The organism is Mycolicibacterium fluoranthenivorans, assembly GCF_011758805.1.
Lineage (GTDB): Bacteria > Actinomycetota > Actinomycetes > Mycobacteriales > Mycobacteriaceae > Mycobacterium > Mycobacterium fluoranthenivorans.
Map to the genome: position 1 here is coordinate 13,156 of NZ_JAANOW010000005.1, position 19,885 is coordinate 33,040.

18 protein-coding genes are annotated in these 19,885 nt (G+C 68.3%); 8 read left to right on the plus strand and 10 right to left on the minus strand.

The window, feature by feature from the left end:
* Window position 1: 1 nt before the first annotated feature.
* A complete protein-coding gene (locus FHU31_RS28795) occupies window positions 2-1,036 on the minus strand; it encodes a 4Fe-4S binding protein (RefSeq protein WP_167164467.1) in 1,035 nt (344 codons plus the stop codon).
* Between the two features lie 254 nt (window positions 1,037-1,290).
* Here FHU31_RS28795 and FHU31_RS28800 point away from each other — a divergent pair, with 254 nt between their 5' ends.
* On the plus strand, window positions 1,291-1,776 hold the full coding sequence (locus FHU31_RS28800; protein WP_167164469.1) for a MaoC family dehydratase: 486 nt from the start codon (window positions 1,291-1,293) through the stop codon (window positions 1,774-1,776).
* Between the two features lie 67 nt (window positions 1,777-1,843).
* Window positions 1,844-2,068 (plus strand): DUF1737 domain-containing protein, encoded by a 225-nt coding sequence (locus tag FHU31_RS28805; RefSeq protein ID WP_167164471.1) that lies wholly within the window; start codon window positions 1,844-1,846, stop codon window positions 2,066-2,068.
* A gap of 48 nt (window positions 2,069-2,116) precedes the next feature.
* On the opposite strand, the gene FHU31_RS28810 is transcribed toward FHU31_RS28805, so the two are convergent.
* Both FHU31_RS28810 and FHU31_RS28815 read right to left on the minus strand, forming a co-directional pair.
* Window positions 2,117-3,754: a fatty acyl-AMP ligase gene (locus tag FHU31_RS28810; RefSeq protein ID WP_167164473.1), complete on the minus strand. Its 1,638-nt coding sequence runs from the start codon at window positions 3,752-3,754 to the stop codon at window positions 2,117-2,119.
* A gap of 373 nt (window positions 3,755-4,127) precedes the next feature.
* On the minus strand, window positions 4,128-5,084 hold the full coding sequence (locus FHU31_RS28815) for a 4-(cytidine 5'-diphospho)-2-C-methyl-D-erythritol kinase (RefSeq protein ID WP_167164475.1): 957 nt from the start codon (window positions 5,082-5,084) through the stop codon (window positions 4,128-4,130).
* A 75-nt stretch (window positions 5,085-5,159) separates the two neighbouring features.
* Here FHU31_RS28815 and FHU31_RS28820 point away from each other — a divergent pair, with 75 nt between their 5' ends.
* Window positions 5,160-5,924, plus strand: coding sequence for a serine/threonine-protein kinase (locus FHU31_RS28820; protein WP_167164477.1), 765 nt, complete (start codon window positions 5,160-5,162; stop codon window positions 5,922-5,924).
* Here FHU31_RS28820 and FHU31_RS28825 read toward each other — a convergent pair.
* The 4 genes from FHU31_RS28825 to FHU31_RS28840 form a co-directional block, all read right to left on the minus strand.
* Window positions 5,914-6,915, minus strand: coding sequence for an asparaginase domain-containing protein (locus FHU31_RS28825; RefSeq protein WP_167165131.1), 1,002 nt, complete (start codon window positions 6,913-6,915; stop codon window positions 5,914-5,916). The two genes, FHU31_RS28820 and FHU31_RS28825, sit on opposite strands and share 11 nt — an antisense overlap.
* Window positions 6,903-7,841, minus strand: coding sequence for a 16S rRNA (adenine(1518)-N(6)/adenine(1519)-N(6))-dimethyltransferase RsmA (gene rsmA, locus FHU31_RS28830; protein WP_090362359.1), 939 nt, complete (start codon window positions 7,839-7,841; stop codon window positions 6,903-6,905). Before rsmA ends, FHU31_RS28825 begins: the two co-directional genes overlap by 13 nt.
* A complete protein-coding gene (locus FHU31_RS28835) occupies window positions 7,841-8,968 on the minus strand; it encodes a resuscitation-promoting factor (protein ID WP_167164479.1) in 1,128 nt (375 codons plus the stop codon). The genes rsmA and FHU31_RS28835 overlap by 1 nt, the downstream gene beginning before the upstream one ends.
* 111 nt (window positions 8,969-9,079) lie before the next feature.
* On the minus strand, window positions 9,080-9,916 hold the full coding sequence (locus tag FHU31_RS28840; RefSeq protein WP_167164481.1) for a TatD family hydrolase: 837 nt from the start codon (window positions 9,914-9,916) through the stop codon (window positions 9,080-9,082).
* Between the two features lie 26 nt (window positions 9,917-9,942).
* Between FHU31_RS28840 and metG the strand changes: the two genes are divergently transcribed.
* Genes metG through FHU31_RS28860 form a run of 4 tightly spaced genes read left to right on the plus strand, consistent with a single transcriptional unit; the run spans window position 9,943 to window position 14,890 of the window.
* Window positions 9,943-11,535 carry a methionine--tRNA ligase gene (gene metG, locus FHU31_RS28845; protein WP_167164483.1) on the plus strand — a complete coding sequence of 531 codons (1,593 nt, stop codon included), beginning with the start codon at window positions 9,943-9,945 and terminating at the stop codon, window positions 11,533-11,535.
* Window positions 11,536-11,584: 49 nt separating this feature from the next.
* Entirely contained in the window at window positions 11,585-12,751 is a 1,167-nt protein-coding gene (locus FHU31_RS28850) for an NAD(P)/FAD-dependent oxidoreductase (RefSeq protein WP_167164485.1), read from the plus strand.
* Window positions 12,748-13,632 (plus strand): RNA polymerase sigma factor SigJ, encoded by an 885-nt coding sequence (gene sigJ, locus FHU31_RS28855; protein ID WP_167164487.1) that lies wholly within the window; start codon window positions 12,748-12,750, stop codon window positions 13,630-13,632. Before FHU31_RS28850 ends, sigJ begins: the two co-directional genes overlap by 4 nt.
* A 19-nt stretch (window positions 13,633-13,651) precedes the next feature.
* Complete coding sequence (locus FHU31_RS28860; RefSeq protein WP_167164489.1) at window positions 13,652-14,890, plus strand: aminodeoxychorismate synthase component I; 1,239 nt, start codon at window positions 13,652-13,654, stop codon at window positions 14,888-14,890.
* A 29-nt stretch (window positions 14,891-14,919) separates the two neighbouring features.
* Here FHU31_RS28860 and rsmI read toward each other — a convergent pair whose 3' ends face one another.
* A complete protein-coding gene (gene rsmI, locus FHU31_RS28865; RefSeq protein WP_167164491.1) occupies window positions 14,920-15,765 on the minus strand; it encodes a 16S rRNA (cytidine(1402)-2'-O)-methyltransferase in 846 nt (281 codons plus the stop codon).
* Between the two features lie 62 nt (window positions 15,766-15,827).
* Between rsmI and FHU31_RS28870 the strand changes: the two genes are divergently transcribed.
* Window positions 15,828-17,366, plus strand: a complete 1,539-nt coding sequence (locus FHU31_RS28870; protein WP_167164493.1) for a dolichyl-phosphate-mannose--protein mannosyltransferase — start codon at window positions 15,828-15,830, stop codon at window positions 17,364-17,366.
* Window positions 17,367-17,371: 5 nt separating this feature from the next.
* On the opposite strand, the gene FHU31_RS28875 is transcribed toward FHU31_RS28870, so the two are convergent.
* Both FHU31_RS28875 and arcA read right to left on the minus strand, forming a co-directional pair.
* Entirely contained in the window at window positions 17,372-18,664 is a 1,293-nt protein-coding gene (locus FHU31_RS28875; RefSeq protein WP_167164495.1) for a cryptochrome/photolyase family protein, read from the minus strand.
* Window positions 18,665-18,673: 9 nt separating this feature from the next.
* The gene (gene arcA, locus FHU31_RS28880; RefSeq protein ID WP_263987790.1) at window positions 18,674-19,885 is read right to left on the minus strand and encodes an arginine deiminase; all 1,212 of its coding nucleotides are present in this window, start codon (window positions 19,883-19,885) and stop codon (window positions 18,674-18,676) included.

Below are 19,885 nucleotides of genomic sequence, written 5' to 3' on the forward strand. Positions count from 1 at the left end.
TTCAGCGCCCTCGGATTCCACTGTCGACGACCTTGACCGTCTTGTGCGGGTAGCGCTTCTCGGCATGGGCCTTGGCCGCGGAGTTCGGCAGGACGTAGAGCGTCTCCTTCTTCTCCTGCAGGGGTTTGAGCACCAGATCCATGAAGCCCTTACGGTCATCGAGGTAGGGCGCGATCACATCCTCGCCGGCGGGGCACACGGCCAGACAGTAGGCCGCCTTGTAGTTGGCCTTGAACGACAGGCTCTGCCACATCGAGGCGTTCTCCGAATCACTGACCCTGGACCGGAAATCCGCGGCGTCGGCGCTGTCGGCGATGGTCTGCGCCCAATCGGTGAACCCGCCCATGAACTCGCGGTAGTTGTGCACCGAGCACGCGACGAAGTCGAACTCCCCATCCTTTCCGATGGCCCCCACCGGGCAGGCCGCGACGCACAGCTTGCATTCCAGACATGGCGAATAGTCCAGTGGCTCACCGTATTCGGATATCGGCGCACCCACCAGCAGGGTGGCCAGGATGATGAAGTTGCCGAACTTCGGGTGAATGACGTTGCGGTGGATGCCCATCACACCCAGCCCGGAGGCCACGGCCACCGGCTTGTGCGCGATCACCCAGATCCGCCCGGGGAACTTGTCCATCTCCATCGGGAACGTCGCCGACGGGTTGATCACCCGGTACCCGGTGTCCTCCAGCGCCCGGGTGACACGGTGTGCGGTCTCGTTGATGATCTCGCCGGTGCGGTGGAACTCCTGATTGGCCACGCTGCGCTCCGCCGAGCGGACATTGTCCCGGTTCATCTTCACCACCAGCGAGATGTAGCTGCGCACGCCCGGCAACGCCGTTTCGGCGTACTCGCGTTCGGAGGCCAACGCGGGGTCGTCGAACGAGGCGAACGCGACGTCGTCGGCCCCGGCCTCCAGACACAGCCGGCGCAGCCAGCCCGCGTCGATCACCGGCGGCACCGGCGCGGCGGTCCGGGCGCGGACCGCACGCACGGTGGGATGTTCGGCCAGGCGCGCTGGAAGTTTGTCCGTCACCCAGCTGAATATAGTTTACTAAACTCAGCTCGGCAATGCGGCGGCCGGCGTCGGCCGGCGTCGGCCGGCTTCGGTCACCGATTGCGGCTAGCAGCGCGCGCAAAACGCCTGGTAAACAACCCCTTTCGAGTTGGCGACCGGGCTGCCAGGTCCATATCCAGATCAGATTTCTCATCGCTGATCTATCCATCAATCGGATCGTCCACGTGTGCGAGACTCGATGCTCGCCGACGACGAGGGAGCAAGAGACAGCCATGACCGAGGTGGGACCGTTCGACCCGACCGAATATGCCATCGTGCCCGCACGGACCTTCGACGAACTGCAGGTCGGCGAGGTGTTCCGGGCACCGAGCCGGACGCTGACCGACGCGCACGCCGCCGCGTTCCAGACCGTCTCGGCCGACAACCACCCGGTGCACTACGACGCCGAATGGGCACGGGCGCACGGTCATTCGGCGCCGGTCGTGCACGGCCTACAGGTCCTGGCGTTCACCGCACCCGGTGCCACCCTCTTTCCGCATGTGATCGGCGAGGTCTTCATCCGATTCAAGAGCGTCACCTGCGAGTTTCTCGGCGAGGTGCACGCCGGGGACACGCTCTACCCCCAACTGACCATCAGCGAACTGGTCCCCGACGGCCCGGAGGGCATCGTGAAAGCCGATGCCACAGTGCACAATCAGCGCGGCGAGCTGGTCCTGTCCGGGACACACACCTACGTCTTGAAGCGCGACGCCTCATAGGCGACACTGTGTGCCGGGCGCGGGCATGCACAACGGGCCGCGGCCCGGCTGTGCGACAGTACGTTGCATGAGTGATCGGTTTCCGCGGTACCGCGTTCTGACGGGGCCAGATGACGCCGCTTTCTGCGCGCGGGTGAGCGAAGCCCTCGATCTGGGCTACCAGCTGCACGGCGGGCCCGCCCTGACGTGGACGGGCGCCGGCGTGGTCGTCGCCCAGGCAGTGATCTGGCACGGGCCCGGCGATCCGCCGGTGCGGGAACCGGCGAGCACGTCGCCCACCACCGCCGGTTGACCTCCCGGAGAGACCCGCCGCAGACGGGCGGTCAGGTCGACCGGCGAGCTATCCGGTGACCAGCGCGACCGAGTTTGCGCGGCGCAACTTGCCCGACGGGGTCTTCGGGATGGTGCCCGGGCCCAGCACGACCACGTTGCGCGGACGGACGTCCACCTCGGTCACCACCTCGTGCGCGACCTGGTGCTCGATCCGGCGCACCGCGACCGGGTCCTGGTAGGCGTTGGACTCGACGGCCACCGCGAAGGTCTCTCGCGAATGACCGGCATCGAGACGCACCGCAACGGCGCAGCCGGGGCGCACGCCCTCGACGCGGCCGGCGGCCCGCTCGATATCCGTCGGGTAGATGTTGCGCCCGGCCATGATGATGACGTCCTTGACCCGGCCGCACACGACGACGTTGCCCTCGTCGGTGATGTAGCCGAGGTCGCCGGTGTCGTACCAGCCGTGCTCGTCCTGAGTGGGCAGGAACCCGGCCATGGTGATGTAGCCGGGGGTCACCGACTCACCCCGCAGCTGGATCACGCCGACACCGCGAGTCGGCAGCACCGCCCCGTCCTCGTCGACCACCCGGGCTTCCAGATCCTTGAGCAGCGGACCGAGCGAGGCCAGCCGGCGGGTGTTGCCCTTGCTGGCCGGCACGGCGCGGCGCAGCGCAGCCAGCAGATCGGCGTCGACCTCGTCGACCACCAGACCGGCGTTGCACGGGGAGAACGACACCGCCAGGCAGGTCTCGGCCATGCCGTAGGCCGGCAGGATGGCCGACGGCTGCAGCCCGAACGGCTTACCGGCGTCGATCAGGTCCTCGACGTCGGCCGGTTCGACGGGCTCGGCACCGGACAGCGCGAAACGCAGCGTGGACAGATCGAACTCGCCCGGCTTGGCCTGGCGGCGCAGCCGCTTGGCGAACAGCGCGTACGCGAAGTTCGGGGCCGCCGTCATGGTGCCCTTGTACTTGTCGATCAGGCGCGCCCACAGCAGGGTGTCGCGCAGGAAGTCCATCGGCGTGACCTTGACCAGCTCGGCGCCGAAGTACATCGGAATGGTGAGGAAGCCGACCATGCCCATGTCGTGGAAGCAGGGCAGCCAGCTGACCATGACGTCCTTGTCGACGTCGTACTGGGCGCCGATGAACATGGCCTCGGCGTTGGAGAAGATGTTGCGGTGCGTGATCTGCACGGCCTTGGGGGAACCGGTGGACCCGGAGGTCAGCTGCATCAGGGCCAGGTCGTCCTCGTCGGTCTCGACGGGGTCGATCGGGTCGGCGGCCAGCAGGTCCGCGACCTTGAGCACCTTGATGCCCTTTTCCTCCAGCACCGGGATGGCGACGACGAAGGGCTCGGAGATGATGACGGCCTTGAGCTCGATCATCCCGATGACGGTCATGGTGTCCTCGGCCCAGACGGCGAGGTCGGTGCGTGGGGTGGGCTGGTGCAGCATGGTCAAGCTGGCGCCGCGCATCCACACGCCCTGGGCGGTGGGAGCGATCTCGACAGGGAAGCCGGCCAGGACGCCGACGGAGTCGCCGGGACCGATGCCGGCAGCGGCGAGGCCACCGGCGATGCGGCGGGCGCGCTCGTGGACCTCACCCCAGGTGTGGCGGACGGGCTCGTAAGGCTCACCGGTCACCATGCCCCGCTCGCTCTCCCGGGCATTGCGGTACATCTTGTCGGTAAATCGGCTCACGGCAACCTCCTGAATGTCTGGAGGCGCGTCGCCGGCGACGTCGACCCCAGTGTCATTGCACGTTTCCCTATATTCCGCCTGCTAGCACGCACTATTCGAGAGGCGCGCGCACACAATTGGGAAGCAGTTGTGTCTCAAAACGGTGATGGTCCAGCTGATCCAGTTCCCCCGAACGGCTCTGTCGCGTGAGGAACGACCGGATCGCGCTATTTTCCACCGTCAGCCATCTTAAGAGACCCTTAAGTAACTGCCAAACTGTCGCGAGAATTGAGGCCCGTGTCACACCCCGTCGCTTCGCTCGCCCCAGGCGTCACACCCCGTCGCTTCGCTCGCCCCAGGCGTCACACCCCGTCGCTTCGCTCGCCCCAGGGCCTCACACTTCCGCGATGACCCGCGCCCCCGGCACCGGACCGCTGGCCACCCGCACCGTGCGGCACACGCCGGCACCGGACAACGCGGCGCCCACCTGCACCGCCCCCTCCTCCGATTCGCAGAGGAAAGCGCAGGTGGGACCGGACCCCGAGACGAGGCCCGCCAGGGCTCCGGCCTCCGTACCTGCACGCAATGTGCGGCGCAGATCCGGGCGCAGGCTCAGCGCGGCCGGCTGCAGATCATTGCCCAGCAGCGCCCCGAGTTCGCGCGGATCGCCGGACGACAATGCCGCGAGCACCGGCTCGACATCGTCCAGGCGTGGCGGCGCCTCCCGGTCGGGGGCACCACGCAGCCGGTCGATCTCGCCGAACACCGCGGGCGTGGACAAGCCCTTCTCGGCGAACGCCAGCATCCAGTGGAACGTGCTGCGGGCCAGCACCGTGGCCAGTTGCTCACCGCGGCCGGTCCCCAGCGCCGTCCCGCCGTGCAGGGCGAAGGGCACGTCGCTGCCCAGCTTGGCCGCCAGGGTGTGCAGATCGCGGCGGGCCACCCCCAGTTCCCACAGGGTGTTCATGGCGACCAGGACCGCGGCCGCGTCGGCACTGCCGCCGGCCATACCGCCCGCCACCGGGATGGACTTCGCGATCGAGATCGCGACATCGGGTGCGCGGCCGACGTGCTCGGCCATCAGTTCGGCCGCCCGCCAGGCCAGGTTGCGGTTGTCGGTGGGCAGCCCGGCCACACCCTCGCCCGACATCTCTATCGACAGCATGTCGGCATTGCGGACCGTCACCTCGTCGAACAGGGAGACGGCGTGAAAGAGGGTGGTCAGCTCGTGGTAGCGGTCGTCCCGCAGGTCGCCGACCTCAAGATAGAGATTGACCTTGCCGGGCACGCGCACGGTGACGGAACCCGTAGCCACCCATTCGGACGCGGTGTTTCCGTCGGAGGAGGGCACAGGTCGACATTATTCGCCCACCACCCGCGGGAGCGAAGCGACCGGGGGAATGGGAATACGGGGAATAGTGGAAACGTGCGATTCGGCGGCTATGAGCCCGACGAGCTCCTCGGGCACGGCGGCTACGCGTCGGTGTACCGCGCCCACCACCGCGACGGCGGTGCGGACGTCGCGCTCAAGGTCGCCCGCGCGCACCGCCACCGGCTGGCTCGTGAGTTCGCCTTCGCCGCACGGCTCGACCACCCCCATATCGTGCGGATGCACCGGCTCGGCGACGGCTGGCTGACGATGGAACTCGCCCGCGGCGGGACGGTGACACACCTGCCCGGCCGCGAGGACCGGTTGCGGGCGCTGACGGAGATCGCCGGGGCCCTCGACCACGCCCACCGCCGCGGCATCGTGCACTGCGATGTCAAACCCTCGAATATTCTGCTGTCCCGCGACGATCCGCAAAGCCCCGCCCTGCTTGTCGATTTCGGCAGCGCGCACGCCCTGGCCGAGGACGTCTGGCACCACCCGGGCCGCGCGGATGCGTCGCTGCCCTATGCCGCGCCCGAGCTGCTCACCGGCCACCCACCGTCGGCCGCCACCGACGAGTACGCACTGGCCTGCGTGTGCGTCGAATTGGTCATCGGCACACCACCATTCGCCGCAGACACGGCCATGGACCTGGTCGACCAGCACCTGCACGCACCCGTGCCGCGCTACCACGGACGCGTCGACGGGATACCGCACGCTTTCGATTCCATCGTCGCCAAGGCCATGGCCAAGGACCCGGACGCGCGCTATCGATCCTGTACCGAATTCATGGGCCTGATCGCTCGCGCGCTCAGCCGGTGAACTCCCCGGCGATCTCACGGTGGACGAACTCGGTGAGCGCGTCCCCGGTCAGGCCCATTCCGGTGCCCAAAGAGACCTTCACATAAGCGGTTTCGGCGCGCATCCGGCGGAAGGGAATCAACCCCGCGGCGGCGAAGCCGGTCACGGACTCGTAGGCGGCGACATCCGAGGGGACGGGGCCGAGGAAGATCGGCACCCCAGCCGCGCGACAACGCCGCGCGAATTCCGTGATGTCGGTGGGCCCGGACGGGTCGACGGTGCACGCGGTACCGGAGTGATACGTCTCATGCACCACAGCGTCGAAGCCGGTCGGATCGACCGCCCGGTAATCGAGTCCGGGATACGGGCGCAGGAACAGCACGCGCGCACCGAATCGGACGGGCCCCACCGGCCAGGGTGGCGGCGCGGGCGACCTGCGTGGCAACTGGTCCAGATCGGCGATATCGACCTCACCGTCGCTGTGCACGAAATGCCGGATCGGCGTGGACGGCTGTAACCGCGCGCCGGCATGTACCAGCCGGCGACCGTCGGGATTGCGGAACGTGACGAAGACACCACCACCCGGCACCGCACCTATCACCTCGAGCGCATCGCGGAAATTGCTGTGCCCGTTGGCATCCGGATGATCGAGGGGTCTGTTGCTGGCGACCACGACCACCGGAACAGTCAGGTGGCACAGTGCGAAGGCCAGCGCGGTGGCCCCGTAGGACAGGGTGTCGGTTCCATGGGTGATGACCACCCCGGTGTGGTGTGGCCGGATCGCCGCGGTGACCGCGGCCGCCATCGCAGTCCAGTCCGAAGGCCGGGCGTTCTCGCTGAGCAGCGACAACGGCTCGATCACATCGAAGGCCGACGTGTCGTCGTAGGCCTGGAACAGCAGCCGGGTCTGGCCGGGGGCCAGCCCGATCACGTCACCGGAGCGCCGTGAACCAATCGTGCCGCCGGTGAAGACGACGAGAACAGCTCCTGTGGCGATGCTCAGCTGAGCGATGCCTCGGTGTTGTCGACGGAGTCGACGGCCTCGATGGCTTCCACCGAACGGGCGGTCGGCACCTCGAGCTCACCGGAGCGCTGCAGCAGCCGGACGAAATCGGTGATCGACAGGGTCTCGCCGCGACGGGCCGGATCGATGCTGGCCGCAAGCAGCCGCTCGGCAGACTCGTTACCGGAGCCCGCCCACTCGGCGAAGGCGTTGCGCGAGGTCTTGCGGCGCTGCGCGAAGCCGATGTCGATGAGCTGGAAAACCTGCTCGCGGAAACTCTCGTCGGTGGGCCACGGCGACGTCTCGTAGCGGTCGATCCGGACCAGGCCGGAGTACACCCGCGGGATCGGCCAGAACACCGTCGGCGACACCATGCCGTAGCGGCGCACATTGCCGAAGAACCGGACCTTCGCGCTGGGCACGCCGTAATCCTTGCCACCGGGCTCGGCGGCCAGCCGCTCGGCGACCTCGGCCTGCACCATCACCATGACCGTCTTGATGGACGGGAACTCGCACAGCAGGTGGATGAGGGCGGGCACCGCGATGTTGTACGGCAGATTGGCCACCAAGGCGGTGGGCTGCTCGTCCAGGTCGTCGGACTTGAGCGTGAGGATGTCGCGGTTCAGCACGGTCAGCCGGCTGATCTCGCTGTGTGAGTGGTTCGCGATGGTCTTGGGCAGTTGATGTGCCAGCACCGGGTCGATCTCCACCGCGGTGACCCGCGCACCTCGATCGAGGAGACCCAAGGTCAGCGAGCCGAGGCCGGGCCCCACTTCGAGGACACAGTCCTGGCGGTGGATGCCCGATGCCGACACGATGCGGCGCACCGTGTTCGCGTCATGGACGAAGTTCTGTCCGAAGGCTTTGCGTGGTCGGAAGTCGATCTCGCGCGCCAGATGCCTGATCTCGGTACGACCGAGCAGTCGGATCGTCATCAGGAGTTACCTACTCTCCCACTACACACCGGCCAGGCGCCCCATCCTTGACGCGCCCTCGTCACTTCAGCAATCGCGATCTGCTCCTCACGGGTTGCCAGATCAGCCCGCTGAGCATACCTCAGACCCCCCTGTCGTTCCCATGTGTTCTGATCAAATTGGACGCCACCGAAATATCCGTTGCCGGTGTTGATGGCCCAATTACCACCCGATTCGCATTGAGCGACGGCATCCCAGGCTCGTCCGTCGCGCACCGGCGGCACCTCGGTGCCCGGTTTCGCGCCGACCCGCAGCACAGCATCGCGCGCCGGAGTGACGACGACATTGGCTACTGGCAACCTGCCTGTCTCGACTCCGTTGAGCGTCGCCACGGCGAAAGTCACGTCCTGCACACCCGGGGTTCCCGGGTCGACGACGACCTGCCTGCTCATGTTCATCGACGCGTCCTCGATGCGCCGGCTGGCGGGCGCGAGCGGAATCTGCTGGGTGACTTTCTCGATCCGCAGGCGCGTGACCTGGATCTGCATGCCGTCGACGACGGGCGCGGACGCCGCCGGGACGACGGAGTCATTTTGTTGCAGCGGAACTCCGGCGGCATCGAGCAGGCCGGCCACATTGGGCGCGGCCAGATGGACCGAACGCACGGTGCCGCCGTCGTTGATCTGTACCGTTTTGGCGCTGACCACGGGCAATGCCATCCCCGCCAGCGGCAGGCGGGTGGCCCGGGACGCCGCCGCGGGGGCGGTGTCGGTCAGGGACAGCTGCGCCAGCGCGTCCTGGACGGTCGAGGCGGTGGTCCACACTTCTTTGCTGTTCTGACCGTCCAGGGAGATTTGCACGGGACGGCTGCGGCTAAGCACGATGTTCTCGGCGTCATGCACCGGCGTACCTGCCGCCGGGTAGAGATCGTCACGGTCACCCACGGTGAAGCCGTTCTCCCGCACCACGTCGATGACCTTGGACTTCATCGTGGTCACGGTGATCGGCGCACCGTCGACGGTCAGCGTCACGGTCTTGTGGGAGGCGACCGCCACCCCACCAGCAAACACGAGCGTCAATAAAAGGGTTCCCACGAGCAGCCGAAGCGCAGGCGATCGCTCCTCATGGATCTTGTCCAAAAAACTCAAGAGTCTGTCGTCTCCGGGTTTCGACCCATACGGGCCCGCGGCACTCGCGACCCGGCTGGCCGCCCGCGTTCTATAACAGGAAGGTAACGAAGATCTGCAACCGGCGCCAATTCACACGCCCGGCAGCTGGTAGACGCGCCTCGCGGTGGCGGTCGTGACCTCGGCCAGCTCGGTCGCCGGCCGGTCCAGGATATCGGCCAGCGCGCGCACCGTGTACGGCAGGCAGTACGACTCGTTGGGTGCGCCGCGGAACGGGTGCGGCGTCAGGAACGGCGCATCGGTCTCGACCAGCAGCTGACCATCCGGGATGACCCCGGCGGCTTCCCGCAGCGCGTGCGCGTTCCGGAAGCTGACGGTGCCCGACAGGCTCAGTGTCCAGCCGTTGGCGACGCAGGTTCTGGCCATCTCGACGCCGGAGGAGAAACAGTGGAAGATCACCGTCTCCGGGGCGCCCTCGGCCGCCAGCACGTCGAGCACCTCGGCGTCGGCGTCACGGTTGTGGATCATCAGCGGCTTACCGGTCCGTTTGGCCAGATCGATATGCCAGGCGAAGGCTTCCCGCTGCTGGGCCGGATCGGCGCAGCCCTCGAGCCGGCCCGGCCAGTACATATCCATCCCGGTCTCCCCCACGGCCACCACCCGGGGATCCCGCGCCAGGGCCGCCAGCTCGGTGCGCGCGGCGTCATCGAGGGCGTCGGCGCGGGTGGGGTGCAGCGCCACCGCGGCGTAGACGCGCTCGTCCCAGCCCGCCGCCTGCGCGGCCCAGCGGGCGGCATCCAGATCGTCGGCGATGGTGACGACGGCCTGCACACCGACCGCCCCGGCCCTGTCCAGGATCTCGGCGACGTCCGCGGGGGTCTGCGCGCCGCAGGCGTCCAGATGGGTGTGCGCGTCGATCAGCGGGGCGAGCGGCTCCGGAGCGGGCGGCTTCTGTCTCTTGGAGCTCACGCCGACACTTTAAGGTGGAAACCCTCATGAGCAACTCGTCTTCCCCCGGCGCGGGGACGCGCACCCCCGGGGATCCCTACTACGTGACCACGGCCATCGCCTACCCGAACGGCGACCCGCATATCGGACACGCCTACGAGTACATCGCCACCGACGCGATCGCCCGGTTCAAGCGTCTCGACGGGTTCGACGTGCGTTACCTCACCGGAACCGACGTGCACGGCCTGAAGATGGCCGAGACGGCCGCCAAACTGGGCATCACCGCCGCGGAGCTGGCCAACCGCAACTCCGACGTGTTCGAACGGATGCAGGACCGGCTCGGCGCCTCCTACGACCGGTTCATCCGGACCTCCGATGCCGACCACTACGACGCGTCCAAGGAGATCTGGCGCGCGATGAACGAAGCCGGCGATATCTACCTGGGTAGTTATCAGGGCTGGTATTCGGTGCGCGACGAGCGTTTCTTCACCGAGGACGAAACCGAGGAACGCGACGGCTCGCGGTTCGCGACCGAGACCGGCACCGAGGTGACCTGGACCGAGGAACAGACCTACTTCTTCAGACTGTCCGCCTACGCCGACCGGCTGCTGGCCCATTACGCCGCCCATCCCGAGTTCATCGGACCGGATGTGCGCCGCAACGAGGTGGTCAGCTTCGTCTCCGGCGGGCTGCGCGACCTGTCCATCTCGCGCACCACCTTCGACTGGGGTGTGCCCGTCCCGGACCACCCCGACCACGTGATGTACGTGTGGGTGGACGCCTTGACCAACTATCTGACCGGGGTCGGTTTCCCGGACACCTCCTCGGAGGACTTTCAGAAGTACTGGCCGGCGAACCTGCACATGATCGGCAAGGACATCATCAGGTTCCACACGGTGTACTGGCCCGCCTTCCTGATGTCGGCCGGTATCGAGTTGCCGCGACGGGTTTTCGCGCACGGCTTCATCAACGTCAAGGGCGAGAAGATGAGCAAGTCGCTGGGCAACGTGGTCGACCCGCTGGTGCTCGTCGACGAGTTCGGCGTGGACCAGGTGCGCTACTTCTTCCTGCGCGAGGTGCCCTTCGGTCAGGACGGCAGCTACAGCGAGGAGGCCATCATCGGCCGAATCAACGCCGATCTGGCCAATGAGCTGGGAAACCTGGCACAACGGTCGCTGTCGATGGTCAACAAGAACCTCGACGGCGTGGTGCCGACGCCCGGTCCGTTCACCGCGGAGGACACCGAACTGCTCACCGCCGCCGACGGGTTGCTGGAGCGCGTCCGCGGCCATTACGACGAGCAGGCCATGCACCTGGCCCTGGACGCCATCTGGTCGGTGCTGGCCGCGGCCAACAAGTACTTCTCTGCGCAGGAGCCGTGGGTACTGCGCAAGGTCGGAACCCCCGAGGCTGAGGAACGGTTCGGCACGGTGCTGTACACGACGCTGGAGACCGTGCGCATCGCCACGCTGCTGAGCCAGCCGGTGATGCCCGGGTCGACGGCCAAGCTGCTCGACCTGCTCGGGCAGTCGGCGGCGCAGCGTGATTTCGCGGCCATCGGGACCCGGTTGGCGCCGGGGACGGCCCTGCCCAAACCCGAAGGCGTGTTCCCGCGGTACCAGGTCGCCGAGCCGGAGTGATCTGGGTCACCGCCTGTCACACTTTCGGGATGGGCGGTGTCTTGAGGGCATGACTGAGAACAACGCAACCCAGAAAGTGATCGTCCTCGGCGGCGGCTACGCAGGCGTGCTGGCCGCCAACCACCTTTTGCAACGGCCCGGTGTGAAGGTCACGCTGGTCAACGCCCGGCCCGAGTTCGTCGAACGTATCCGGCTGCACCAGCTGGTCGCGGGGACCCACGACGCCACCGCCGACTACGACGAGTTGCTCTCCGACAAGGTGACTCTGGTGGTCGACACGGCCGAACGCATCGACACCGCGGCACGCCGCGTCGAGCTGGCTTCGGGGAACGCCCTCGACTACGACTACCTGATCTACGCCGTCGGCAGCACCAGCGCCGGTGCACCCGAATTCGCTTATGCACTCAGCGAACTCGAAGATGCGCAGCGCCTGCGCGCCCGTCTGCAGGACGTCCCGATGTCGGCGCCGATCGTGGTGGTGGGCGGCGGCCTGACCGGTATCGAAGCGGCGTCGGAATTCGCCGAGGCCGGCCGGACGACGACGCTTGTGGCGGGCCCGGCGCTGGGACCCTCACTGGGCGCCCAGGCGCGCAGATCCGCGGCCAAGCAGCTGGCCAAGCTGGGTGTCACCGTCATCGTGGGCCCGACGGTCGCCGCGGTGCACGCCGACCACGTCGAGTTGTCCGACGGTCGCCTGCTGCGCAGCGCCACCACGGTCTGGACTGTCGGCTTCGGGGTGTCCGGCCTCGCCGCCCGCAGCGGCCTTCGCACGGACGACCTGGGCCGGCTGCTCACCGACGAGACCTTGGTGAGCATCGACGACGACCGCGTCGTCGGCGCCGGTGACGCGGTGGCGCCGTCGGGGTCGCCGTTGCGGATGAGCTGCCAGGCCGCGATGCCACTGGCCGCGCAGGCTGCGCGCACCGTGCTGGCCCGCATCGACGGCGGTGCCCCGCAGGCGATCAACCAGGCTTTCGCCGGACAGTGCGTCAGCATCGGACGGTCCTACGGCACCATCCAGATCTCACGCCCGGATGACAGTCCGCGCCGCGCCTACGTTGGTGGCCGTATCGCCGCGTCGATCAAGGAGATGGTGTGCAAGGGCACGCTGTGGCAGCTGCGTCGCGAGGCGGCCAAACCGGGATCCTATTTCCTGATCAAGGGCGGTAAGCGGGCCGAGCGGCTGGCAGCGCTCCTGGAGCACGACCCGGCATGAACGAGCACGCCGAGCGGTTCACCGCACTGCGACCGCTGCTGTTCACCATCGCCTACGAAATCCTGGGTTCGGCAACCGAATCCGACGATGTGCTGCAGGAGAGTTACCTGCGCTGGGCCGAGGTGGACCTGGATGCGGTCGTCGACACCAAGGCTTATCTGGCCCAGTTGGTGACCCGGCAGGCGCTCAACGCGTTACGCGCCACGGCCCGCCGCCGCGAGGAGTACGTCGGGCCGTGGCTGCCGGAACCCGTTCTGGTCGAGGATGCTTCGGCCGACGTGGTGCTGGCCGAGTCGGTGTCGATGGCGATGATGGTGGTGCTGGAGACGCTCACACCTGACGAGCGCGCGATCTTCGTGTTGCGCGAGGTGTTCGGCTTCAGCCACGACGAGATCGCCGCGGCGGTGGGCCGGTCGCCGGCCGCGGTGCGCCAGATGGCGCACCGCGCAAGGGAACACGTGCAGGCCCGACGCAAGCGGTTCGACCATGTCGATGCCGCGGTCGGCGAACAGATCACCGCGCAGTTCTTCGCCACCGCCGCCACCGGCGATGTGGCCGCGCTCGTCGAGATGCTGGCACCCGATGTGGTGTGGACGGCCGACAGCGCGGGCAAGGTCAGCGCGGCACGGCGGCCGGTGATCGGTGCGGACAAGGTGGCCAGGCTGGTGCTCGGCCTGATGCGCGGGGCCGGCGAACGGCCTGACGCGCGGATCGACCTCGCGGTGTACAACAACGCACCCGCCCTGGTCCTGTACCTGGGCGAGAACCTCGAAGGGGTGATCACCGTGGAGATCACCGACGGCAGGATCAGCCATTTCTACGCGATGCGCAATCCGGACAAGCTCTCCTCGATCATGGTCCCGCGCGCGATCAGCCGATAGCTTCTGACAGGCTAGGCCGGTGCGAATCGACCGGCTCGGCCCCCTGGGTGACGCCCCCGGGGTGCTGCGCGCCGTCGCCGATGCGGGCCGCAGCCGCGGCCTGCCCCCGCCCGCGGCGCTGATCGGCGACTGGTTCGGGTCGCGCGCGGTCATCGCGCCCAGTGTGGCGGCCGAACCGTGCGCGCGGGTGTTCGACGTGCCCCTCACCGCAAGATCGGTCGGGACGGACACCTTCGTCGGCGGAGGCTGGTTCGGCTACCTTTCCTATCCCGACGGCAGCCCGCGTCTCCCCGCGGCCGCCGGAGGCTGGTCGGACTGCGTACTGCGCCAGGACCGCGACGGCCTCTGGTGGTACGAAAGCCTTTCCGGCACTGCACCTCCCGACTGGTTGACCGGTATCGCCGGCACGCCGGCGCGACCCTATGCCATCGATTGGCGGGCTCCGGACCGCAAGGCGCACCAGGCCGGGGTGCTGGCCTGCCTCGAGGCGATCGCGGCGGGTGAGATCTACCAGGCCTGCGTCTGCACCCAGTACACCGGCCGTATCGACGGTGACCCGCTGGATTTCTTCGTCGACGCCGTCACCCGTACCGCGCCGGCCCGCGCCGCCTTCGTGGCCGGGGAATGGGGTGCGGTGGCCTCGCTGTCCCCCGAGCTGTTCCTGTGCCGCCACGGCGAGCAGGTGACCTCCAGCCCCATCAAAGGGACGCTGCCCCTTGATGAATCGCCGGTGGCGCTGCGCGCCTCGGTGAAAGACGTCGCCGAGAACATCATGATCGTCGACCTGGTGCGCAACGATCTGGGCCGCCTTGCCGTCACCGGCTCGGTGACCGTCCCCGAGCTGCTGCGGGTTCGCCCGGCTCCGGGGGTCTGGCATCTGGTGTCGACGGTGACGGCCCGGATTCCGGTCGAAGTGTCGACGCCGGCGGTACTCGAGGCGAGCTTCCCGCCCGCGTCGGTAACCGGCACACCCAAGGGCCGGGCCCGCGAGCTGCTCCTGCAGTGGGAGCCGGACCGACGTGGAATCTACTGCGGGACAGTGGGTTTGGCGTCACCATCGGCGGGGGCTGAACTGAATGTGGCAATCCGGACGGTGGAGTTCGATGCGCGGGGCAACGCGGTCCTCGGTGTCGGCGGAGGGATCACCGCGGACTCCGACCCGGACGCCGAGTGGGCGGAATGCCTGCACAAGGCGGCCGCGATCGTCGGGGTGGCCGGCCACGTCGGAGTGGCCTCGGCCGGCCCGGTGCCGACGTAGCGGTCGATCAGATGGGCCCGCCCATCGTGTCAGCTGCGCGCCTTCAACACCGCGTCGTACAGCTCACGCCGCGACGGCGCACCGGGATGCGCGGCGATCACCTCGGCACAGGCATCCTTGGCGCGCGCACCGTCGTCCACCAGCTCCAGTACCAGCGCGACCAGGGAACCCAGGTCGGCCTTGGGCACCGCGCCCGCCAGCACCACGGTGATCTCGCCGAGCACACCGTCAGCGGCCCAGTCGGCCAACTCGCCCAGCGTGCCCCGCTTGATCTCCTCGTGGGTCTTGGTGAGCTCCCGGCACACCACCGCGCGCCGGTCCGCGCCCAGGGTGTCCACCGCGTCGCGCAGGGTGTCGGCCAGCCGGCGCGGCGACTCGAAGAACACCGCGGTGCGCTGTTCGGCGGCCAGGGTGCCCAGCCAGGTGCGCCGCGCGACCTGTTTGCGCGGCGCGAACCCCTCGAAACAGAACTTGTCCGCGCCCAGCCCGGACACCGCCAGCGCGGTGGTCACCGCCGACGGACCGGGCAGACAACTGACCGCCAACCCCGCCTCGATGCAGGCCGTCACCAGCCGGTAGCCCGGATCGTTGATCAGCGGCATTCCCGCGTCGCTGATCAGGACCACCGTGGCGCCGCCGCGGATCTCCTCCAGCAGGGCGGGCACCCGCGCCGACTCGTTCTGGTCGAACACGCTCAGCCAGCGTCCCGCGGGCGTCACGCCCAGCGCCGCAGCGAGGGTGCGGGCGCGCCGGGTGTCCTCGGCGGCGATCACGTCGGCGCCGGCCAGTGCCTCGACGAGGCGGGCGGACGCATCTGCGGGCTGTCCGAGCGGCGTGGCCGCCAGCAACAGTCGGCCAGAGCCGGGGTTTGACACTCCGGCGGGCTGGAGCGGAGCGACCCAGGGTTCCACAACTGCACAGCTTACGATCGTCGGTGATGACCGCTCCTCATACCGTGCAGCCGGAGCGCGCCGTACCCGTGATCAGCCCCGGCCCGCTCGTACCCGTGCCGGACTTCGGGCCGCTGGATCGCCTTCAGGGCTGGGTGATGACCCTCATCATCGGCGCCCTGGCCGCGCTGACCCGCTTCCTGAATCTCGGCTCGCCGACCGACGCCGGCACCCCGATCTTCGACGAGAAGCACTACGCGCCGCAGGCCTGGCAGATGCTGGGCAACCACGGCGTCGAGGACAACCCCGGCTACGGCCTGGTGGTGCACCCGCCGGTGGCCAAGCAGCTGATGGCGATCGGCGAGTGGATCTTCGGCTACAACGGGCTGGGCTGGCGGTTCTCCGGTGCGGTGTGCGGCGTCATCATCGTCGTGCTGACGGCGCGGATCGTGCGCCGGATCACCCGGTCGACCCTGGTCGGTGGGATCGCCGGCCTGCTGTTGATCGCCGACGGCGTCAGCTTCGTCTCGGCGCGCACCGCACTGCTGGACGTGTTCCTGGTGATGTGGGTGGTGGCGGCATTCGGCGCGCTGATCGTCGACCGCGACGAGGTGCGGTCCCGGATGCACGTGGCGCTGATGGAGGGCCGGATCGCGGAGACCCCGTGGGGTCCGCGCCTGGGCGTGCGCTGGTGGCGGTTCGGCGCCGGCGTGCTGCTGGGACTGGCCTGCGCGACGAAGTGGTCGGGCCTGTATTTCATCGTCTTCTTCGGGTTGATGACGCTGGCGTTCGACGTCATCGCCCGCCGCCAGTACCGCGTGCCGCGGCCGTGGCTGGGCACCCTGCGCCGCGACGTGGGTCCGTCGATCTACGTGTTCTGGATCATCCCGTTCCTGGTGTACCTGGGCAGCTACGCGCCGTGGTTCGCCTCCGAGACCGCGGTGGACCGCCATGAAGAAGGCCGCTCGATCGGCCTGGACAGCTGGATGCCGGATGCGCTGCGGTCGCTGTGGCACTACACCTATCAGGCGTATCACTTCCATTCCGGGCTGACCAATGCCGCGGGCAACCACCACCCGTGGGAATCGAAACCGTGGACGTGGCCGATGTCGCTGCGCCCGGTGTTGTACGCGATCGATCAGCAGAACGTGCCAGGCTGCGGCGCACAGTCCTGTGTCAAGGCCGTCATGCTGGTGGGCACCCCGGCGATGTGGTTCGTCGCCGTCCCGGTCCTGGTGTGGGCGATCTGGCGGGCGTTCGTGCGCCGCGACTGGCGCTACGCGGTGGTGCTCGTCGGCTACGGCGCGGGCTTCCTGCCGTGGTTCGCCGATATCGACCGGCAGATGTACTTCTTCTACGCGACCACCATGGCGCCGTTCCTGATCATGGCGATCGCGCTGATCCTCGGCGACGTGCTGTACCAACCCGGGCAGAATGCCGAACGCCGGACGCTGGGCCTGATCGCGGTGAGTTGTTATGTGGCGCTGGTGATCACGAACTTCGCCTGGATGTACCCGATTCTCACCGGGCTGCCGATCTCTCCGTCGACGTGGAACATGCAGATCTGGTTGCCCAGCTGGCGGTAGTTCCGCTACCGAATCCCCTCATACCGCCGCAACGCCTCGGCCCGTTCGGCCTTGTGGTCCACCATCGGGGCCGGGTAGTCGGCCGACCCATACTCCGGCACCCAGCGCCGCACATAGACCCCGTCGGGGTCGAATTTCTTGCCCTGGGTGTCCGGGTTGAACACCCGGAAGTACGGGGCGGCGTCGGTGCCGCAGCCGGCGGCCCACTGCCAGCAGTGCTGATTGCTTGCCATGTCTCCGTCGACCAGCTGGTCCAGGAACCAGCGCGCACCCCACTGCCACGGCAGGTGCAGATCCTTGACCAGGAACGACGCCGTGATCATCCGGACCCGATTGTGCATGAAGCCGGTTTCGGCGAGCTGGCGCATCCCGGCGTCGACGATCGGGAAACCGGTCTTGCCCGCCTTCCAGAGCTCGAACCGCTTGCGCGCCTCGGCGTCCTCGTCGACCTCGATCGCGTCGAAGGTGCGGTTCCAGTTCCACCACGCGCTGCGCGGCCAGTGGTGCAGCACATCGGCGTAGAAATCGCGGAAGGCCAGCTCGCGTAGATAGGCCTGGGCCCCTTCACCTTTGCCGAGGTCGGCGGCCAGGGTGCGGGGATGGACGGTGCCGAACTTGAGATGCGCCGACATCCGGCTGCTGGCATCGAGATCCGGCCGGTTGCGATCTTCCTCGTAGTCCGCCAACCCGTCCTTCACGAAGCGCTTCCACGCCGCGCGCGCCGCCCGCTCCCCCGCGGCGTACTCCAGCTCGGTGTCACCGGCCGGGATGTCCACGCCGCCATCCAGATCGGCCGGGTCGATCCAGCGGACCGACGTCGCCGTCGTCTGTGCGGGCGAGCGCCAACCGTGGCTCTGCCAGGACCGGAAGAACGGGGTGAAGACCTTGTACGGCGTGCCATCGTCCTTGGTGACCCGCCCGGGTGACACCAGATACGGCGAGCCCGCCTCCTCCAGCGCAATCTCACCCAGGGCCTCGCGGACGGCGGCATCGCGGCGCTTGCCGAACGGCGAGAAGTCCCCCGACACGTGTACCGAGGTGGCGCCGATCTGCTTGACCAGGGCCGGAATCCGTTGTTCCGGGCGACCACGGGTGACCAGCAGACGGCCGTCGAGCTGCTCGTGCACATCGCGCAGCGCGTCGTACAGGTACTGCAGGCGCCGCGCCCCCGAGGTGGCCTGCAGCTTCGGGTCCAGCACGTAGCAGGCCAGCACCTCACCGTCGGACTCGGCGGCGTCCAGCAGGGCCGGCAGGTCATGCACGCGCAGGTCACGCCGGAACCACAGCAGCGTAGGCATCCTTCGACGTTACAGCGGGTCGCGCGCCGCCGGACAGGACATGCAACGCGGGCCGCCGCGCCCGCTTCCCAGCTCGGCGGCCGCGATGGTGAGCACCTCGATGCCCGAATCGGCAAGGCGGGCATTGGTTTCGGTGTTGCGCTCGTAGGCCACCACCACACCGGGCGCCAGGGCGAGGGTGTTGTTACCGTCGTCCCACTGTTCGCGTTCCGCGGTGACGGGGTCCAGCCCGGTGTCGATCACCCGCAACCTGTCGAGCTCCATGGCCGCCGCGGCGGCCTGCACGAACGGCAGCTCCTCGTCGATGCGCACCCCACCCCCGGGCGTGCGATGCATGGTGAACGCCGACAGCGAGTCGACGATATTCGGATACATCACCACGGCGTCGGTGTCGACCATCGTGCACACGGTGTCCAGGTGCATCTGGGCGCGCTGCTGGGCGATCGGCACGGCCAATACGGTGTGCGCCAGATCGTCTTCGAACAGGCTGCGCGCCAACGCTTCCGCCCCGGCGGGCGTGGTGCGCTCACCCACCCCGACCGCCACCACCCCGGGCCGCAGCAGTAGCACATCGCCACCTTCGACCGGTGCGGAGCGCGATTCGTAGGCGCGCCGCACCCCCAGGAAGCGGGGGTGATGGGCGTAGATCAGATCGGTCAGCGACGATTCCCGCGACCGTGCCGGCAGCGCCAGCGAGGTGATCGCCATCCGCGGTCCGATCCAGAACGACGAGTCCCTGGTGAACATCAGGTTGGGCAGTGGGTCGATGACGAAGTCGGCACCGTGGTGCATGCGGCGCACCAGCGACAACTCGCTGCCCGCCAACGGCAACTCGGTGAAGGTCATCCCGGCGATCAGCACATGCGCCAGCGTGGCGGCGTCCAGGGTGCGCAGGTAGGCCGAAAGCTCTTGGGCCAGTGGGATCCCCAGTCGGCGGGCATCGACGGCGGCGGAGATGCCGTGCATCCTGGCCGCGCCGGAGGCGAGTGCCTCGGTGAGCAGATCGGCCAGCAGCAGCACCTCGACGCCCCTGGAGGCGAGCACCGCGGCGAAGGCGTCATGCTCCTCCTGCGCCTTGGCCACCCAGGGCAGTCCGTCGAACAACAGGCTGTCGTTGTTGCGCGGGGTGAGGCGCTGCAGTTCGGCCCCGGGGCGGTGCAGGATGACGACCCGCAGGGTCCCCACCTCGGAGTTGCATCCCAGTACCCGAGCTGTTTCCAC

Coding starts and splice junctions, on each gene's coding strand:
- FHU31_RS28875 (WP_167164495.1), bottom strand. CDS start 18,664: ATGCCTACGCTGCTGTGGTTCCGGCGTGACCTGCGCGTGCATGACCTG.
- FHU31_RS28800 (WP_167164469.1), top strand. CDS start 1,291: ATGACCGAGGTGGGACCGTTCGACCCGACCGAATATGCCATCGTGCCC.
- sigJ (WP_167164487.1), top strand. CDS start 12,748: ATGAACGAGCACGCCGAGCGGTTCACCGCACTGCGACCGCTGCTGTTC.
- FHU31_RS28870 (WP_167164493.1), top strand. CDS start 15,828: ATGACCGCTCCTCATACCGTGCAGCCGGAGCGCGCCGTACCCGTGATC.
- FHU31_RS28850 (WP_167164485.1), top strand. CDS start 11,585: ATGACTGAGAACAACGCAACCCAGAAAGTGATCGTCCTCGGCGGCGGC.
- rsmA (WP_090362359.1), bottom strand. CDS start 7,841: ATGACGATCCGACTGCTCGGTCGTACCGAGATCAGGCATCTGGCGCGC.
- metG (WP_167164483.1), top strand. CDS start 9,943: ATGAGCAACTCGTCTTCCCCCGGCGCGGGGACGCGCACCCCCGGGGAT.
- FHU31_RS28805 (WP_167164471.1), top strand. CDS start 1,844: ATGAGTGATCGGTTTCCGCGGTACCGCGTTCTGACGGGGCCAGATGAC.